We start from the raw sequence: 14458 nt of genomic DNA on the forward strand, positions 1-14458 counted from the left end.
CGGCGTGGCCGGTGGCCTTGACTACCTTGCCGTCCTTGTCCTTGTAGTCGAACAGCACCAGTTCGTTGTTGCCGGAGAAGTCCCAGGCATCGTTGGGCGTGTGCTGGTAGAACCACTTCACTTCACCGGTGCTGGGGTCCACCCCGACCTGGCCGGAGGTGTACAGGCTGTCGAAGTCGTGCGGGTTGCCGTCCTTGGCGGTGCGCGCCCAGGTGTTCCAGGGGCCGGGGTTGCCGGCGCCGACGATGATGGTGTTGCTCTCGGGGTCGAAACTGGCGCTCTGCCAAGGGGCACCGCCGCCGTGGCTCCAGGCTTCGACCTTGCCGGTTTCGGTGGTGGGGTCGTCCGGCCAGGAGGGCGCCTTGATGTCGCCGGTGGGGGTGCTGTCCTTGCCGTTCAAGCGGCCCATGTGGCCCTCGACGAAGGGCCGCATCCACACCTCGTCACCGGTGTCCGGGTCGCGGGCGAACAGCTGGCCGACCACGCCGAATTCATCGCCGGAACTGCCATGAATCAGCAGCACTTTGCCGCTGGTCTTGTCCTTGATCAGCACCGGGGCGCCGGTCATGGTGTAGCCGGCGCTGTGGTCGCCGAACTTCTTGTTCCACACCACCTTGCCGGTACGTTTGTCGAGGGCGATGAGCCGCGCGTCGAGGGTGCCGAAGTAGATCTTGTCGCCGTAGATGGCGGCCCCACGGTTGACCACGTCGCAGCACGGGCGAATGTTGTCGGGCAGGCGGTGATTGTAGGTCCAAAGGCGTTTACCGGTTTTGGCATCGAGGGCGAACACCCGCGAGTACGAGCCGGTGACGTAGACCACGCCGTCGCTGACAATGGCCTGCGATTCCTGGCCGCGCTGCTTTTCGTCGCCGAAGGAATAGGACCAGGCCGGGGTCAGCTTGAATACGTTCCGGTCGTTGACCTGGGCCAGCGGGCTCCAGCGTTGGGCGTTGGTGCCCATGCCGTACTGCAGCACGTCCTGGGTGGTCAGGTGATCATTGGCGATGTCTTCCCAGGTCACGTTCTTGCTGGCAGGTGCGGCAGGTGCAGTGGCGGCCACGGCGAGGTTGCCCAGGGCCAGGCTACCGGCCAGCAGCAGGGCCCGCACGCTCAGGGCCAGAGGGGAAAGGGCGGGTAGCGTTGTTATTGTCATGGTTGCAGTTCCCTGTGGAGTTTTGGCCTGCACAGGGTGCGGCGGGGCGGCCGTGGCCGGATACGGAAAATTTCCCGCGCTTGTCGGGAAGAGTTCCCGAACGCCACCTCAATTGGCCCTTCGCCGCAAGCCCTACTACCAAGGGAGGAAGGCCCGGCCACCAAAGCAGCATTCGGCTGCCTGCGGGCTGTTTCTAAGATGGCGGCACAGCCTCTGTGGTTGAGGCTTTGCGTGCAATGGTGAGGGCATAACAATGACAACAGAACGCAATGTCTTGCTGGCTGCCGGGCTGCTGCTTGGCGCCGTGCTGAGCGGTACCGCGTGGGCCCATGGCAACGTGGTGCCGCAGGCAGTGGAGACCAACGGCCTGACCCCGATCAAGGACGCCGGGGTGAGCCTGGACGGCGACGGCTGGGCGGCGGTCAACCCGTACCGTGCCTCGCCCGAGCACGACAAGGCCGTGGAAATCGGCGCCTCGGCCTACAACCAGAACTGCGCGGCCTGCCATGGCCTGGAAGCCAAGTCTGGCGGCATTGCCCCGGATTTGCGCCTGCTCGATGTGGGCGACGCCGGCGATGAGTGGTTCGTCGAGCGGGTACGCCATGGCGCGGTGCGTGACGGCCGGGTGTACATGCCGAAGATGGCTGACTACCTGAGCCAGGAGGCCCTGTGGGCGGTGCGCACCTACCTGGACAGCGTGCACGTCGAGGAGTGACGGCCATGCGTCTGCTGGCAGTGCTGTTGGGTGGCCTGCTGCTGTGTTGCGCGGCGGCCCAGGCGCAGGTGCGCAACTACGACGCGATCATCGCCGCCGGCGAGCTGAAAGTGGCGGTGTACAAGGATTTCGCCCCCTACAGTTTCGACGACCACGGCCAGCCGCGCGGCGTCGATGTAGAGCTGGCACAGGCCCTGGCCACGGCCCTGGGCGTGCGCCTGCAGTTGATCTGGGCACCGCCCGGAGAAAAGCTCGACGACGATTTGCGCGACTATATCTGGCGCGGCAGCCCGCTGCGCCAGCAGCAGTTGGCCGACCTGATGATGCGGGTGCCCTACGACCAGGCCTATGCGCAGAAGCGTAACGAACTGGGCGAACTGGAAAACGCCCAGGTGGTGATGTTCGGCCCCTATCAGGAAGAACGCTGGCAGGTCGCCTACGACCGCCGTCGGCTGGCCTCGGTGGCCAGCGTCGCGGTATTCCAGCAGCACCCCATCGGGGTGGAAGTGGACAGCGTGCCATCGTTTTACCTGACCTCGGTGTTCGACGGCATGCTCAGCGCCAGGACGCATCATTACCCCACTGTGCAGCAGGCGTTTGCCGCGATGCAGGCCGGCCAGGTAGACGCGGTGATGGCGATGCGCGGGGAGGTGGACTGGCAGTTGCACCAGGCGGCCGACCCCCAACTGGTTCTGGCGGAAAACGCCTACCCGAAGCTTGGCAAGCAGGCCTGGGAAATTGGCATGGCGGTGCATGAAAGCAACCGGCAGCTGGCGTATGCCGTGGAGGAGGCGCTAGAGGCGCTGATCCGGGATGGGCGGATGAAAGCCATCTATGCCAACTACGGCCTGCGCTACCAGACTCCGGAAATGTATCAATAGTGCTTGCAGCACCTTTGTGGGAGTGGGCGCGCCCGCGAACACGGGCGCAGCCCGTGCCATCCACCGCGCTGCCTGATTCGCGGGCATGCCCGCTCCCACATTAACCATGCCGGCTCAATGGATAACGGTTTCATCAAGGAGTGGCCGATGAACTGGCGAGTAACGTTACTGCTGGCCTGCTGGATGCCTTGGGCAGTCGTGGCCGGCGAACCGAGTGCCAAGCCGGACCCGGTACCCTCGGTCATGTGGGACTTCTACCACAAGCAGCTGCTCGGCCAGGCGGCATTCGTCTTCGATGACCGGGTCAAGCTGCTGGCGCCGCCCTTTGCCGAGGACGCGCGCCAGGTACCGCTGGAAATCGACGCCCGGGCGTTTACCGGCGAGGTGGTGCGCATCCTCGCCTGGGCCGAGCTCAACCCGCTACCGCGGATTGTCGATTTCCAGCCCGGCGGGCGCGTGCTGCCGTGGTTGTCGATCCGCATCCGCATCGAACAGGCCACGCCGCTGCGCGCTGCGGTGCTGACACGTGACGGCTTGTGGCATGTCGGCTCGACCTTGATCGATGCCGCCGGCGGTGGCTGTACCGCACCCAGCGTGGTCCGCACCCAGCCCGGCTGGGAGGAGCACCTCGGCGAGGTACTGGGCGGGCGCTACCCGCGTGGCGACAGCAGCCGCCTGCGCCTGCAGGTGGCCCACCCGATGGACAACGGCCTGGTCAGCGGTATTCCCGAATTCTTTCTCAACCATGCCGAGTTGCAAAACGCGGACGGCCAACGCATGGCCAGCTTGGAACTGTACCCGGCAGTCAGCGAAAACCCCAACCTGGGTTTCGATATCCAGGGCACTGGGCCGACCCGCCTGTTATTGCAAGACAACAGCGGCAACCAGTTCGAAGCGGCGGTGCCCTGAGCGCGTTGCCTGAGTTAACCCCCTGCCCGGAGGCGCCGTCATGCGTTGGATCCTGCTGTTGCTGTTGTGCCTGGGGCTGCCGGCCCATGCGGACCTGGATTACCGCCTCACACCCCGGCAGATCGCCCAGGGCACCTGGCTGCTGGAAGGCAGCACCGACAACTTTGCCAAGGCCAATGGCGGCAATATCGTCAACACCGCGTTCATCGTCACCGACAGCGGTGTGGTGGTGATCGACAGCGGGCCGTCGAAGCGCTATGGCGAAGCCTTGCGCCAGGCTATCGCTGCCACCACCGACAAGCCGGTGCTGGAAGTGTTGCTGACCCATCATCACCCCGACCATGTGCTGGGCAACCAGGCCTTCGCCGATGTACCCATTGGCGCCCTGGCCGGCACTGGCGACCTGTTGCGCCAGCAGGGCGAGGTCATGGCCGAAAACATGTACCGCCTGGTGGGCGACTGGATGCGGGGCACCGAGGTGATGCTGCCGACCCGGGTGCTGGAACCTGGCGTCCATGAAGTGGGCGGGCATCGGCTGCGGTTGCTGGCGCTGGGTGGGCATACCGGTGCCGACCTGGCAATTCTCGATGAGAAGACTGGCGTGCTGTTCGCCGGTGACCTGGTGTTCTATGAACGGGCGCTGACCACCCCTAACAGCCCGGGGCTGGATGTGTGGCTGAAGGACCTGGACACCTTGCAAGCCCTGCCCTGGAAGCAGCTTGTGCCCGGGCACGGTCCGGTGGCCAGCGATGCGCGGCCGTTTGTGCAGATGCGTGATTACCTGGGCTGGCTGGATGGGCTGATGCGCGACGGCGCGGCGCGTGGCGATGACATGGCCGAGGTGATCCGCAGCCCCATCCCCGAGCGCTTTGCCGGCATCAGCCTTACGCGTTATGAGCTGATTCGCAGTGTCAGCCACCTTTATCCCCGCTACGAGCGCCAACAACTCCAGCGCGTCGATACCAAACCCTGACGCGGTCCCCTGTAGGAGCGGCCTTGCGTCGCGATGGGCTGCGCAGCAGCCCCAAAATTTGCGCATCATGCAAGATTGCCGGGGCCGCTGCGCGCCGCATCGCGACGCAAGGCCGCTCCTACAGAGGACCGCGCAGGGTAGCTGCTACCAACGAACTAGAAAACTCCGCACTGCGGGCAATTGTCGGTGAGCAGGTCGCAACCAAGAATTCTCGGCACACCGGGAAATTTTCCCGGACACAACAAAAAACCAAAGGTAGCCGTCATGACCCGATCCCCACGCCGTCCTGTGTTCGCCGTGAGCCTGGTGCTCAGCGCCATGCTGCTTGCCGGCGCGGCCCACGCCGCTGTCAGCAACGAAGAGATCCTCCAGGACCCTGAGAACCCGCAGCAGATCGTGACCAACGGCCTGGGCGTGCAGGGCCAGCGCTACAGCCCGCTGGACCTGCTCAACGCCAACAACGTCAAGGAGCTGCGGCCGGTCTGGGCGTTTTCCTTCGGCGGCGAGAAGCAGCGCGGCCAGCAGGCGCAGCCGCTGATCAAGGACGGGGTGATGTACCTGACCGGCTCCTATTCGCGGGTGTTTGCCGTGGACGCCCGTACCGGCAAAAAGCTGTGGCAGTACGATGCGCGCCTGCCCGATGACATCCGCCCGTGCTGCGACGTGATCAACCGCGGCGTGGCACTGTACGGCGACCTGGTGTTCTTCGGCACCCTGGACGCCAAGCTGGTAGCGCTGAACAAGGACACCGGCAAGGTGGTATGGAGCAAGAAAGTCGCCGACCACAAGGAAGGCTATTCCATCAGCGCCGCGCCAATGATCGTCAACGGCAAGCTGATCACCGGCGTCGCTGGCGGCGAGTTTGGCGTGGTGGGCAAGATCCAGGCCTACAACCCGGAAAACGGCGAGCTGCTGTGGATGCGCCCTACGGTCGAAGGGCACATGGGCTACGTGTACAAGGACGGCAAGGCGATCGAGAACGGTATCTCCGGGGGCGAGGCCGGCAAGACCTGGCCCGGCGACCTGTGGAAGACCGGTGGCGCCGCGCCATGGCTGGGCGGCTACTACGACCCGGAAACCAACCTGATCCTGTTCGGCACCGGCAACCCGGCGCCGTGGAATTCGCACCTGCGCCCTGGCGACAACCTGTATTCCTCGTCGCGCCTGGCGCTGAACCCGGACGATGGCACCATCAAGTGGCACTTCCAGAGCACGCCGCATGACGGCTGGGACTTCGATGGCGTCAACGAGCTGATCTCGTTCAATTACAAGGACGCCGGCAAAGAGGTCAAGGCCGCCGCCACGGCCGACCGCAACGGCTTCTTCTACGTGCTGGACCGCACCAACGGCAAATTCATCCGCGGCTTCCCCTTTGTCGACAAGATCACCTGGGCCACCGGCCTGGACAAGGACGGCCGGCCGATCTACAACGACGCCAGCCGCCCTGGCGCCCCCGGCAGCGAGGCCAAGGGCAGCTCGGTGTTCGTCGCCCCGGCGTTCCTCGGCGCCAAGAACTGGATGCCGATGGCCTACAACAAGGACACCGGGCTGTTCTACGTGCCGTCCAACGAGTGGGGCATGGACATCTGGAACGAGGGCATCGCCTACAAGAAGGGTGCGGCGTTCCTCGGCGCCGGCTTCACCATCAAGCCGCTCAACGAAGACTATATCGGCGTGCTGCGCGCCATCGACCCGATCAGCGGCAAGGAAGTGTGGCGCCACAAGAACTACGCGCCGCTGTGGGGCGGGGTGCTGACCACCAAGGGCAACCTGGTGTTCACCGGCACGCCGGAAGGCTTCCTGCAGGCGTTCAACGCCAAAACCGGCGACAAGGTCTGGGAGTTCCAGACCGGCTCCGGCGTGCTCGGCTCGCCGGTGACCTGGGAAATGGACGGCGAGCAGTATGTCTCGGTGGTGTCCGGCTGGGGCGGCGCGGTGCCGCTGTGGGGGGGTGAAGTGGCCAAACGGGTCAAGGACTTCAACCAGGGCGGCATGCTCTGGACCTTCAAGCTGCCCAAGCAACTGCAGCAAACGGCAAGCACCACGCCGTAAAGCCTGAACCCTACTACCAAATGACGAGAGCCCCGCTGCCAACGATGCATTCGTCTGGCAGGCGGGGCTTTCTACTATCGCTGCATCGCCTGTCGCCGGACAGGCATCGACCCGCAGAGGCTCAGCATGATCTACGCACAACCCGGAACCCCAGGCGCCGTCGTGTCCTTCAAGCCACGCTATGGCAATTTCATCAATGGCGAGTTCGTCGCGCCGGTGGCTGGCCAGTACTTCACCAACAGCTCGCCGGTCAATGGCCAGCCGATTGCCGAGTTCCCGCGCTCCACCGCCCAGGACATCGACCGGGCGCTGGACGCCGCGCACGCTGCCGCCGCTGCCTGGGGCAAGACCTCGGTGCAGGACCGTGCCCTGATGCTGCTGAAAATTGCCGACCGGATCGAGCAGAACCTGGAAGTGCTGGCGGTCAGCGAAACCTGGGACAACGGCAAGGCGGTGCGCGAAACCCTGAATGCCGACGTGCCGCTGGCGGCGGACCACTTCCGTTATTTTGCCGGTTGCATTCGTGCCCAGGAGGGCGGCGCCGCCGAGATCAACGAAGGCACCGTGGCCTATCACATCCACGAACCACTGGGCGTGGTCGGGCAGATCATCCCGTGGAACTTCCCGCTGCTGATGGCCGCCTGGAAACTCGCGCCGGCGCTGGCCGCCGGCAACTGCGTGGTGCTCAAGCCGGCGGAACAGACGCCATTGTCGATCACGATCTTTGCCGAACTGATCGCCGACCTGCTGCCGGCGGGCGTATTGAATATTGTCCAGGGCTTTGGCCGTGAAGCCGGCGAGGCCCTGGCCACCAGCAAGCGCATCGCCAAGATCGCCTTCACCGGTTCCACCCCGGTGGGCTCGCACATCATGAAATGCGCGGCGCAAAACATCATCCCGTCTACCGTGGAGCTGGGCGGCAAGTCGCCGAACATCTTTTTCGAAGACATCATGCAGGCCGAACCCGCGTTCATCGAGAAGGCCGCCGAAGGGCTGGTGCTGGCGTTCTTCAACCAGGGCGAGGTATGCACCTGCCCGTCGCGGGCGCTGATCCAGGAGTCGATCTACGAGCCGTTCATGGCCGAGGTGATGAAGAAGATTACCAGGATCACCCGCGGCAACCCGCTGGACACCGAGACCATGGTCGGGGCACAGGCGTCGGAGCAGCAATACGACAAGATTCTTTCGTACCTGGAGATTGCCCGGGAGGAGGGCGCGCAGCTGCTCACCGGTGGCGCCGCCGAACGCCTGCAAGGCGACCTGGCCAGCGGTTACTACATCCAGCCGACCCTGCTCAAGGGCCACAACAAGATGCGGGTGTTCCAGGAAGAGATCTTCGGCCCGGTGGTGGGCGTGACCACTTTCAAGGACGAAGCCGAAGCACTGGCCATCGCCAACGACAGCGAATTCGGCCTGGGCGCCGGCCTGTGGACCCGCGACATCAACCGCGCCTACCGTATGGGCCGGGCGATCCAGGCAGGGCGGGTGTGGACCAACTGTTATCACCTGTACCCGGCACATGCCGCGTTTGGTGGCTACAAGAAGTCCGGCGTGGGGCGTGAGACGCACAAGATGATGCTCGATCACTACCAGCAGACCAAGAACCTGCTGGTGAGCTACGACATCAATCCGTTGGGCTTCTTCTAAACCGCGTCGCCTTCTTCGCGGGTAAGCCCGCTCTTACAGGGAACGGGTATCCCTTGGAGGAGCGGGTTTACCCGCGAAGAGGCCGGTCATGTTGATACCAACGCCCCCCGCAAACTCGTTCCAAAGTAGCATTCGCCCCCGCCGCCCTCCATGCATTAATGCCAGTACCGGAATCGCCCGGCACAAGAAGAGGACTGCCCCATGTGGACTAAACCCGCCTTTACCGACCTGCGCATTGGCTTCGAAGTTACGATGTATTTCGCCAATCGTTGATGGTCTGTCCGGCCATCACTGCGGTGGCCGGATCTTCAGCGGTCTGGTTGCTTTCGCGGCGGGATGCTTTACGCTGGCGGTTACCTTCCAGAACAATAAAAACAGGCTTTCCGATGAGCCAGAGCTTCAGCCCGCTTCGCAAGTTCGTTTCGCCTGAAATCATCTTTGGTGCCGGCTGCCGGCACAACGTCGCCAATTACGCCAAGACCTTCGGCGCGCGCAAGGTACTGGTGGTCACCGACCCCGGAGTGATCGCCGCCGGCTGGGTAGCCGACGTGGAAGCCAGCCTGCAGGCCCAGGGCATCGACTACTGCCTGTACAGCGCCGTATCGCCCAACCCACGGGTCGAAGAAGTCATGCTCGGCGCCGAAATCTATCGGCAGAACCACTGCGATGTGATCGTTGCCGTGGGCGGCGGCAGCCCGATGGACTGCGGCAAAGCCATTGGAATCGTGGTCGCCCACGGGCGCAGCATCCTCGAATTCGAAGGCGTCGACATGATCCGCGTGCCCAGCCCGCCGCTGATCCTGATCCCGACCACTGCAGGCACCTCGGCGGACGTGTCGCAATTCGTGATCATCTCCAACCAGCAGGAACGCATGAAGTTCTCCATCGTCAGCAAGGCGGTGGTGCCGGATGTGTCGCTGATCGACCCGCAAACCACCCTCAGCATGGACCCGTTCCTGTCGGCCTGCACCGGCATCGATGCGCTGGTGCATGCCATCGAGGCCTTCGTTTCCACCGGCCATGGCCCGCTGACCGACCCCCATGCGCTGGAAGCCATGCGGCTTATCAACGGCAATCTGGTGGAGATGATCGCCAACCCGACTGATATCGGCCTGCGCGAGAAAATCATGCTGGGCAGCATGCAGGCAGGGCTTGCGTTCTCCAACGCGATTCTGGGCGCGGTGCACGCGATGTCGCACAGCCTGGGCGGTTTTCTCGACTTGCCCCATGGCCTGTGCAACGCGGTACTGGTGGAGCACGTGGTGGCGTTCAACTACAGCTCGGCGCCGGAGCGTTTCAAGGTGATTGCCGAAGTGTTCGGCATCGACTGCCGCGGTCTCAACCACCGGCAGATCTGCGGGCGCCTGGTGGAGCACCTGATCGCACTGAAGCACGCCATCGGCTTCCAGGAAACCCTGGGCCTGCACGGGGTACGCACCTGCGATATCCCGTTCCTGTCGCAGCATGCGATGGATGACCCGTGCATTCTCACCAACCCCCGCACGTCGAGCCAGCGAGATGTCGAGGTGGTCTATGGCGAGGCCCTCTGACGACCAGCAACGGGCGCTGGCCGGGCTGCTGGGGCTGGGCGACCACTCGGCGCGCAAAAGCCATTACCCGGAGCTGGCCGCGCGCCTCGACGAGCTGGAGGCCGAGCGCAACCGCTATAAATGGCTGTTCGAAAACGCCGTGCACGGGATTTTCCAGGCCAGCCTGCAAGACGGCATGCGTGCCGCCAACCCCGCGCTGGCGCGCATGCTGGGCTACGACGACCCGCAAGCCGTGCTGTTTTCACTCACGGACCTGGCCAGCAACCTGTTTGACGGCGGTGCCGAAGAGCTGCAGGCGATCACTGCCATCCTTGCCCGCGACCGCAGCCTGCACGGTTACGAAACCCGCTTGCGGCGCAAGGATGGCAGCCATCTCGATGTGCTGATGAACCTGCTGCTGAAACCTGGCCAGGAAGGGTTGGTGGAGGGGTTTGTCGCCGACATCACCGAGCGCAAGCTGGCCCAGCAGCACCTGCAGCAGCTCAACGACCAACTGGAGCAGCGGGTTGCGGCACGCACCGACGAGCTGCTGGAGGCCAACCGCAACCTGCAGCAGCAGATCGCCGAGCGCAAACAGATCGCCCGCGCCTTGCGCGACGCCCGCGATGCCGCTGAAACCGCCAACCGCAGCAAGGACAAGTACCTGGCCGCTGCCAGCCACGACCTGCTGCAGCCGCTCAATGCCGCCCGCCTGCTTATCTCGACCCTGCGTGAACGGCCATTGCCTGAGGCGGAGCACGTCCTTGTCGAGCGTACCCATCAGGCCCTGGAGGGCGCCGAAGACTTGCTGACCGACTTGCTGGATATCTCCCGGCTGGACCAGGCAGCGGTGAAGCCTGACGTGGCGTTGTACCGCCTCGACGAATTGTTTGCGCCGCTGGTTTCGGAGTTCCGTTCGGTGGCCGATGCTGCAGGGTTGAAACTGCGCGCGCGGGTGGGTGGCTATGCGATCAGCACCGACCTGCGGTTGCTGACCCGTATCCTGCGCAACTTCCTCAGCAACGCCTGCCGTTACACCGACGAGGGCCGTATCCTGCTGGGTGCCCGGCGCCGTGGCGAGCATTTGCGGCTGGAGGTGTGGGACAGCGGCCGGGGCATTGCGCAGGACCGGCTGCAGGCCATTTTCCTCGAGTTCAACCAGCTGGACGTTGGTCGCGCCGCCGATCGCAAAGGTGTCGGCCTTGGGCTGGCCATCGTTGAGCGCATCGCCAGGATTCTCGGCTATCGCATCGAGGTACGCTCGTGGCCGGGGCGGGGTTCGGTGTTCAGCATCGAAGTGCCGATTGGCGCACAGATGCCGCAGGCCGTTCAGCAGGCTGTCCCGCAGCCAAGCGCTGGCGACCCGCTACCGGGCCGCCGCCTGCTGGTACTGGATAATGAAGTGAGCATCCTTGAAAGCATGGGCGCGCTGCTGGAGCAGTGGGGCTGCGAGGTGGTCACCGCGACGGACCAGGCAGGCGCGCTGCAGGCCTTGCAGGGGAGGGCACCGGAACTGATCCTGGCGGATTTTCACCTCGATCACGGGGTGGTCGGATGCGCGGTGGTCAGGCATTTACGGCAGCATTTTGCCGCTGCCATTCCTGCCGTGATCATCACTGCCGACCGCAGCGACCAGTGTCGGCGGGCCCTGCAGAAGCTCGGCGCGCCATTGCTGAACAAGCCGGTGAAACCGGGGAAATTGCGTGCGGTGCTGAGCCAGTTGCTAGGCTAAAGCAATTTTTTAAATCCAATATATTGTGGCTTACGTTCGTTTTTACGATTTAAGCCACAATAAGTGAGAATTACATAGTTGGCGGGCTACACGCTGCCATTGCAAGGGCAGCGTTACGCCGAATGCCAGTCAGTTAGGAAATTAGGTCCGCTTTGCGGCCCATCGCCGGCAAGCCAGGCTCCCACAAGTACGGCGCATGGCTTGAATTCGATGCGGCTGGGGTGGGAGCTGGCTTGTCGTGGCGACGAACCGCGGCGATGGGCTGCGTTGCAGCCCCATTAGCCTTCATCCGCCGCGCGCGAGAAACTCAGGTGCCGCGCAGCCACCAGAAAAACATGCAGGCTGCCCAGGTGCGAACCATTGAGGTTCATCGCGCCGTTTTTGTACATCGACCCATCCTTGTTCACAGTCCACCGATGGCAGTTATACGTTTGCCAGCAGGCTGCGCCCTTTCGCCAGGTAGGCGTCGAACTCATCCTGCGGGACCATGCTGCCACCCGTGCCCCAGACCAGGTGGGTGGCATGCTGCAGCTGAGCAGGGCTAAAGCCCTGGCGCGCCAGGTACGCTTGAGCTTGCAGCACCCGCGCCATACCGGGTACGCCGGCTAACGCGGAGGGTTCCAGCTTGACCTTGTCATGCTCGAAGGCAACCACCATCAGGCTGTACAGTGCCTCGTCGGTGACGGTGTAGTAACCATCGATCAGCCGCTGCATGGCTTTGCCGACGGACCCGGACGGGCGCCCGACAGCCAGGCCGTCGGCAGCGGTGATGTTGTCGATGCCGAAGTCCTGCACGCTGGTTTGGTCGTGCAGGCCGGTGTACACACCCAACAGCATGCAAGGGGAGTGCGTGGGCTCGGCAAAGATGCAGTGCACCGCATCACCGAATACCAGCTTCAGGCCGAACGCGACGCCGCCAGGGCCGCCGCCGACACCGCAGGGCAGATAAACGAAAAGGGGATGGTCTGCGTCCACCTTGATGCCAGCTTGCTCGAGCTGGTTGGCCAGCCGTTCAGCCGCAACGGCGTAGCCCAGAAACAGTTGTGGGGAATTTTCGTCGTCAACGAAATAGCAGCTGGGGTCGGCTGCCGCCTGTTCGCGACCCTGCTCGACCGCAACGCTGTAGTCGGAGGCGTGTTCCACCACCGTCACGCCGTTGGCGCGCAGTTTGTCCTTTTTCCATTGCCGGGCGTCGGACGACATGTGCACGCTTACCTGGAAACCCAGTTTCGCGCTCATGATCCCTATCGGCAAGCCCAGGTTGCCGGTCGAACCCACGGCAATCTTGTGCTGGCCGAAGAACGCGCGGGCCTGGTCACTGGCCAGTTTGGCGTAGTTGTCCGCCGCTGTGATCAGGCCGGCCGCCAGGGCCAGGTCCTCGGCATGCTTGAGCACCTCATGGATACCGCCCCGGGCCTTGATCGAGCCGGAGACCGGCAAGTCGCTGTCTGCCTTGAGCCATAGGCTGCCAACGTTTTGCAGTGAATGTTGGTCGATGAGCCGTTGACGCAGTTGCGGCAGAGGGGTGATGTGCGACTCGATGATCCCACCGGCAGCCGCAGTTTCGGGGAAAACCGTGGCGAGGTAGGGTGCAAACCGCTGCAACCGCTTGCTGGCCGTTTGCACGTCTGTAGCTGTCAGGCCTACATCGCCCAAGGCTGCTGACGCGCTGGCGATGGCGGGGTTGAACCAGCTGGTCTCTTTCAGGGCGACCAGGTCGGTGATGATCGGGTGGCTGTGTTGCCAGTTTTCGAGGGTTTTACCGTGAATCATGATTTCACCTGTCGCGCGGTAGTTGCAGAGTAGAACAGACAATCTTCGACAGGAGGAGGGCAGGATTCAAACGATCGGTCCTCAACCCACAGGTGAACCGAGATCATGCATGGTGCCAGCACGAGCGGCTGTATCGGGCGGTGCTGTCGGTGTAGGAACAACTGTCATGCGCAAAATTCAGAAAGCCTGCAGGGCTCAGCGCGAGCTCAAGAGCTCTTTGCGGACAATTTCTGCGCCTGCACTCAACGCGTGGAGTTTGCCGCGGGCTACCTGGCGAGGTAACGGCGCCATGCCGCAGTTGGTGCAAGGGAAGAGCTTGTCGGCGTCCACGAACTGAAGCGCCTTGCGCAGGGTGTTGGCGACTTCCTCTGGTGTTTCAATGGTATGGGTAGCTACATCGATGGCCCCGACCATGACTTTCTTGCCGCGGATCAGCTCAAGCAGGTCCATTGGGACATGCGAGTTGTGGCACTCCAGGGAAATGATATCGATGCTGGACTGTTGCAGTTTGGGGAAGGCTTCTTCGTATTGTCGCCATTCCGACCCCAGGGTCTTTTTCCAGTCTGTATTGGCTTTGATGCCATAGCCATAGCAGATGTGCACCGCCGTTTCGCATTTCAGGCCTTCAATGGCGCGCTCCAGAGTAGCGACGCCCCAGTCATTCACCTCGTCGAAGAACACATTGAATGCGGGTTCATCGAACTGGATGATATCAACGCCGGCGGCTTCGAGTTCCCTGGCTTCTTGGTTGAGGATCCTGGCAAATTCCCAAGCCAGTTTTTCTCGGCTTTTATAGTGGGCGTCATACAGCGTATCGATCATGGTCATGGGACCTGGCAGCGCCCATTTTATGGGTTGCGAGGTTTGCTGGCGCAGGAACTTGGCATCCTCGACAAACACCGGCTTTTGCCGGGCGACAGCGCCCACGACCGTCGGTACGCTGGCATCATAGCGATCACGAATTCTAACGGTTTCACGTTGCTCGAAATCGACACCGCTGAGATGCTCGATAAACGTGGTTACAAAATGCTGGCGGGTTTGCTCACCGTCACTGACGATATCGATGCCAGCGTGCTGCTGTTCGTGCAATGCCA

11 protein-coding genes and 1 pseudogene are annotated in these 14458 nt (G+C 63.3%); 9 read left to right on the plus strand and 3 right to left on the minus strand.

The window, feature by feature from the left end; translation table 11 throughout:
* Nucleotides 1-1153: pseudogene (locus tag HP547_RS09540) on the minus strand (PQQ-binding-like beta-propeller repeat protein); the annotation flags it as partial.
* A 253-nt stretch (nucleotides 1154-1406) separates the two neighbouring features.
* Here HP547_RS09540 and pedF point away from each other — a divergent pair.
* The 9 genes from pedF (at nucleotide 1407) to HP547_RS09585 (ending at nucleotide 11591) form a co-directional block, all read left to right on the plus strand.
* Nucleotides 1407-1868, plus strand: coding sequence for a cytochrome c-550 PedF (gene pedF, locus HP547_RS09545; protein WP_172228148.1), 462 nt, complete (start codon nucleotides 1407-1409; stop codon nucleotides 1866-1868).
* Nucleotides 1869-1873: 5 nt separating this feature from the next.
* Nucleotides 1874-2749 carry an ABC transporter substrate-binding protein gene (locus tag HP547_RS09550; RefSeq protein ID WP_172286159.1) on the plus strand — a complete coding sequence of 292 codons (876 nt, stop codon included), beginning with the start codon at nucleotides 1874-1876 and terminating at the stop codon, nucleotides 2747-2749.
* A gap of 147 nt (nucleotides 2750-2896) precedes the next feature.
* Nucleotides 2897-3658, plus strand: a complete 762-nt coding sequence (locus HP547_RS09555) for a quinoprotein dehydrogenase-associated SoxYZ-like carrier (RefSeq protein WP_172286160.1) — start codon at nucleotides 2897-2899, stop codon at nucleotides 3656-3658.
* A gap of 40 nt (nucleotides 3659-3698) precedes the next feature.
* Nucleotides 3699-4631 carry a quinoprotein relay system zinc metallohydrolase 1 gene (locus HP547_RS09560; RefSeq protein WP_172286161.1) on the plus strand — a complete coding sequence of 311 codons (933 nt, stop codon included), beginning with the start codon at nucleotides 3699-3701 and terminating at the stop codon, nucleotides 4629-4631.
* Between the two features lie 264 nt (nucleotides 4632-4895).
* Entirely contained in the window at nucleotides 4896-6683 is a 1788-nt protein-coding gene (gene pedH / locus HP547_RS09565; protein WP_172286162.1) for a PQQ-dependent alcohol dehydrogenase PedH, read from the plus strand.
* A gap of 126 nt (nucleotides 6684-6809) precedes the next feature.
* Entirely contained in the window at nucleotides 6810-8330 is a 1521-nt protein-coding gene (locus HP547_RS09570; RefSeq protein ID WP_172228138.1) for an aldehyde dehydrogenase family protein, read from the plus strand.
* A gap of 201 nt (nucleotides 8331-8531) precedes the next feature.
* Nucleotides 8532-8603 carry a pyrroloquinoline quinone precursor peptide PqqA gene (gene pqqA, locus HP547_RS09575; protein WP_003253598.1) on the plus strand — a complete coding sequence of 24 codons (72 nt, stop codon included), beginning with the start codon at nucleotides 8532-8534 and terminating at the stop codon, nucleotides 8601-8603.
* 113 nt (nucleotides 8604-8716) lie between these two features.
* Nucleotides 8717-9880: an alcohol dehydrogenase-like regulatory protein ErcA gene (gene ercA, locus HP547_RS09580; RefSeq protein WP_172286163.1), complete on the plus strand. Its 1164-nt coding sequence runs from the start codon at nucleotides 8717-8719 to the stop codon at nucleotides 9878-9880.
* A complete protein-coding gene (locus HP547_RS09585; protein ID WP_172286164.1) occupies nucleotides 9864-11591 on the plus strand; it encodes a NahK/ErcS family hybrid sensor histidine kinase/response regulator in 1728 nt (575 codons plus the stop codon). The genes ercA and HP547_RS09585 overlap by 17 nt, the downstream gene beginning before the upstream one ends.
* 423 nt (nucleotides 11592-12014) lie before the next feature.
* Here the strand turns inward: HP547_RS09585 and HP547_RS09590 are convergent, their stop codons facing one another.
* Entirely contained in the window at nucleotides 12015-13364 is a 1350-nt protein-coding gene (locus HP547_RS09590) for a D-serine ammonia-lyase (protein ID WP_172286165.1), read from the minus strand.
* 195 nt (nucleotides 13365-13559) lie between these two features.
* On the minus strand, nucleotides 13560-14458 hold an 899-nt coding region (locus HP547_RS09595; protein WP_172286166.1), incomplete at its 5' end, for a methionine synthase.

This window comes from Pseudomonas sp. CM27 (assembly GCF_013179515.1).
In the GTDB taxonomy this organism is placed as follows: Bacteria; Pseudomonadota; Gammaproteobacteria; order Pseudomonadales; family Pseudomonadaceae; genus Aquipseudomonas.

Coding starts and splice junctions, on each gene's coding strand:
- HP547_RS09560 (WP_172286161.1), top strand. CDS start 3,699: ATGCGTTGGATCCTGCTGTTGCTGTTGTGCCTGGGGCTGCCGGCCCAT.
- HP547_RS09570 (WP_172228138.1), top strand. CDS start 6,810: ATGATCTACGCACAACCCGGAACCCCAGGCGCCGTCGTGTCCTTCAAG.
- ercA (WP_172286163.1), top strand. CDS start 8,717: ATGAGCCAGAGCTTCAGCCCGCTTCGCAAGTTCGTTTCGCCTGAAATC.
- pedF (WP_172228148.1), top strand. CDS start 1,407: ATGACAACAGAACGCAATGTCTTGCTGGCTGCCGGGCTGCTGCTTGGC.
- HP547_RS09585 (WP_172286164.1), top strand. CDS start 9,864: ATGGCGAGGCCCTCTGACGACCAGCAACGGGCGCTGGCCGGGCTGCTG.
- HP547_RS09590 (WP_172286165.1), bottom strand. CDS start 13,364: ATGATTCACGGTAAAACCCTCGAAAACTGGCAACACAGCCACCCGATC.
- pedH (WP_172286162.1), top strand. CDS start 4,896: ATGACCCGATCCCCACGCCGTCCTGTGTTCGCCGTGAGCCTGGTGCTC.
- HP547_RS09555 (WP_172286160.1), top strand. CDS start 2,897: ATGAACTGGCGAGTAACGTTACTGCTGGCCTGCTGGATGCCTTGGGCA.
- HP547_RS09550 (WP_172286159.1), top strand. CDS start 1,874: ATGCGTCTGCTGGCAGTGCTGTTGGGTGGCCTGCTGCTGTGTTGCGCG.